4 protein-coding genes are annotated in these 3,137 nt (G+C 49.3%); all 4 read right to left on the reverse strand.

The genetic code is table 11. The features are described from left to right. Positions 1 to 521: 521 nt before the first annotated feature. Positions 522 to 1,496 (reverse strand): GlxA family transcriptional regulator, encoded by a 975-nt coding sequence (locus VIM87_RS15080; RefSeq protein WP_331997792.1) that lies wholly within the window; start codon positions 1,494 to 1,496, stop codon positions 522 to 524. A 47-nt stretch (positions 1,497 to 1,543) separates the two neighbouring features. Beyond that, positions 1,544 to 1,999, reverse strand: coding sequence for a YhcH/YjgK/YiaL family protein (locus tag VIM87_RS15085; RefSeq protein ID WP_331997793.1), 456 nt, complete (start codon positions 1,997 to 1,999; stop codon positions 1,544 to 1,546). Positions 2,000 to 2,028: 29 nt separating this feature from the next. Beyond that, positions 2,029 to 2,658 carry a M949_RS01915 family surface polysaccharide biosynthesis protein gene (locus tag VIM87_RS15090; RefSeq protein WP_331997794.1) on the reverse strand — a complete coding sequence of 210 codons (630 nt, stop codon included), beginning with the start codon at positions 2,656 to 2,658 and terminating at the stop codon, positions 2,029 to 2,031. Positions 2,659 to 2,844: 186 nt separating this feature from the next. Next, a partial coding sequence (locus VIM87_RS15095; RefSeq protein ID WP_331997795.1) for a hypothetical protein occupies positions 2,845 to 3,137 on the reverse strand: 293 nt, incomplete at its 5' end.

Raw genomic sequence — 3,137 nt, forward strand, 5'->3', positions numbered from 1 at the left:
GCTTTCCGCTTTCTGCTTTACGCTTTCTGCTTTATGCTTTCCCCTTTCCGCTCCCAATAACGGGGTGATCAATTACTAATAGCTACAACTATTTTTTAACAGATTATTCAGGAATATTATTGTAATTTAGTTATTCATCAAAGAAAAGGAGGTATTCATGCAATCTACAGGATATTCATGGAAACCTGCGGTTAGTATCGCCTAACCGGGTTCTTCCATATAAGAAAACTGTCAGACGCCCGGACGGGTGTCGGAGAGCCACCGGTAAACCGGTGGCTTTTTTTTGCGTTCGCAAAAAAGTAAAATTAAAACGCTTGCCTTGGAGCGGAAAGCGGAAAGCACAAAGCAAAAAGCTTCCTGTTTATGCTGAAGGCTTTTTGCTTTGTGCTTTTTACTTATGCTTTGTGCTTGGGGCTGGCTTTGTGCCTTATGCTTTACGCAGTGAGCTTTACGCTTTGTGCCTTATGCTTATGCTTTCCCCACGCTCTCACCTTTTTAATTTTTACTTTTTTACTTTTTACTTAATTCAACGACCTGCAATACTTCTTCCGGTAATCCTGCGGGGTAAGGCCGGTGATGCGTTTGAATACTTTGCGGAAGGTTTTAAGATCGTTATACCCTACATTGTTCATCAACGCGCTGATGTTATCCCCGCTCTTTTCCAGCGCTTTTTTCGCTGATTCTATTTTTACCCGCTGCAGGTATTCCAGCGGGGTGCTTTGGGTGGCGTGCTTAAAGCGGCGTATGAAATTGCGTTTGCTCATGTTGCTGCGCTCTGCAATTTCCTCAATGGAGATCTGCAGGTGAAAATGCTCTTCAATATAAGACTGCGCCTTGCGGATCTCCTCATCCTCATGCTGGTGCTGCCCCATGAACATGGAGAAGTGCGCCTGGTTCACACGGTCCATATCAATAGAGAACATTTTGCTGGCTACTATGCCTACCTCCCGCCCGCAGAACTTTTCTACCAGGTACAATACCAGGTTAAGCGAGGAAAAGGCGCCGCCGCTGGTGTATATACCTTCTTCATCCGTTACTACCAGGTCGGGGAGTATATCTATGTTGGGATAGCGGCGCCGCATATCATCTACCGCCGTCCAGTGGGTGGTGCAGCAACGGCCGGCCAGCAGGCCAGCTTCTGCCAGGAAGTAGCTGCCCAAACACAGGCTGGCTACTTCTGCGCCACGGCGGTGCATGGTTATGATCCAGTTCACCAGCGCATGATTTTTATCCAGCGCCTGCTGGGCATCGCCATAAAAAGCGGGTGCTATTACCAGGTCGGTATTGCTTACCTCCGATAAATTCTTATTGCTGATGAACTGCCCGGGGATGTGCATGGAGGGATTATTTCCCTTATCACTTACCAGCGTTACCCTAAAGGCGGGCGGGGCGCCGGCTTCCTGCAGGATGCGGTTAGTGCCGGCAAACAGGTCCAGCACACCTGCAATGGAGGATAAGACGGTGTCTTCGTAGATCAACAAAGCTATTTCCTTCATGGTTTTTCTTCTTAGCGTGGGTGTTCACAAATGTAGGTATTTAAACCTTACTGCACGCGGATCTTGATCACGGCCTTTTTTACGGGCGCCGGACCGCTTACCTGGATGTTGGGCATGTGCAGATCTGTGGGAAAAAAGATGGCGAAATGACCCTGCTGCAGCTTTGAGAAAAAGGCCGGGCGGTCCGGCACCAGCAGGTAATCTGCTGTTTCGTCGTATGCTTTGGAGGGCTGTTGCTGCTGCAGGTTATCGTGCCCTATGAGCTCTGATCCGCTGATGATGTACTGCACATCAATATGCTGGCGGTGCGCTTCCATTTGTTCGCCGGCAGCAGGTACGGTATCGTACTCATTGATGATCACAAAAATATTGTTGCCATCTATCTCATATTTACCTTTTGCCAGCGCGCTAAGGTCTGTGCCGGCCAGGTATTCAAATGCCTTTACAAATGCGGGGCCCAGGTTGTAGTACAGGTGCGCATTGGCTAGTGTATCCAGGATCATCGTTGAAAAATTGTTTAGTGAGAAAGATACTAATTCGCCAGAATATAATCTGTTTCTTTACTGATGCGTTGCAGCAGCTGTTTGAAATAGGCCTGCATAGGTGCCGGTAATGTGCTGAAGCTTTTATCGTATTGCAGGCTCCTTTCCTCATCCAGGGTGCCGGTAACGGCGCGGATGGCGGTTTTGCTGCCATTGTTATAGAGCAGTATTTTCAGGCGGCGGTACTCCCCTTCCTCTTCCCGGCTGCGGCTGCCATATACTACATAGGGATCAATATAGCCATCGCCGTTAAGGTCCTGCAGCTGTATATATTTCGACCAGAACCAGATGGAGGCCTCTTCCGGCTCCAGCAGGTCTTTCATTTTCCAGAGGGTTTTAAACCCGCTCTGCCCCTGCTGTATGCAGATGGCAGCCAGGTTGGTGACGGTGGTATCCCGGCCATTGATCTCGCTTTTTTCCATGAGCAGCAGGTAGCCGGCGCCACCCTTATCGGTATATTGATAGGCGCGGAAAATGGGATAGCTTATTTCCAGCTGCTGCTGCAGGGCGGGTGTAAACAGGCTGTCGGTGCTGTGCCGGGATAAAATGCGGGCCCTGGTTTGGGCCTGGGTGTTTTGGAACAAGGTTAAAAAGAATATAATGGCAAGGGTACGTTTCATGGGTGTACAAGATAATATTTGAGGCGGATAAATGTGTGCCACACCTTTGAGGTGTGGCACACGTATCCCCATGTAGGGTTTTATGTAGGGGGGTAGAGTTGCGCAGCAATGGAGCAGCAATGGCTCCCTCCTAAAAAGGGCGATTTATACGAGTTGGACTACAATGGCGCAGCAATAAACCCCGGGTTATACCACAGCAGCATTGCCTGCCGGCTGCGGTAAGCGCAGGAACTGCTTGTCCCAGATCTGGTACACGATCACCAGCCACATAACAATACTGGGGAATGCCTTACCTGCGTAGGGTAGCATCACGTTATGCCGTACCCAGGGCGTAAGCAGGTCTGAGTGGGCAAAACTGGTGAAAATGAGCACAAATATGAACAGGGCATTGTTCCAGCGGGTAGGCTTTTGCAATACATACCAGATACATACTGCCGGGAAAGAAATAATATAGGTAGGCGATTCCGAGCTGGTGCTGA

Source organism: Chitinophaga sp., assembly GCF_036569125.1.
Classification (GTDB): Bacteria; Bacteroidota; Bacteroidia; order Chitinophagales; family Chitinophagaceae; genus Chitinophaga.

Coding starts and splice junctions, on each gene's coding strand:
- VIM87_RS15080 (WP_331997792.1), bottom strand. CDS start 1,496: ATGAAGGAAATAGCTTTGTTGATCTACGAAGACACCGTCTTATCCTCC.
- VIM87_RS15085 (WP_331997793.1), bottom strand. CDS start 1,999: ATGATCCTGGATACACTAGCCAATGCGCACCTGTACTACAACCTGGGC.
- VIM87_RS15090 (WP_331997794.1), bottom strand. CDS start 2,658: ATGAAACGTACCCTTGCCATTATATTCTTTTTAACCTTGTTCCAAAAC.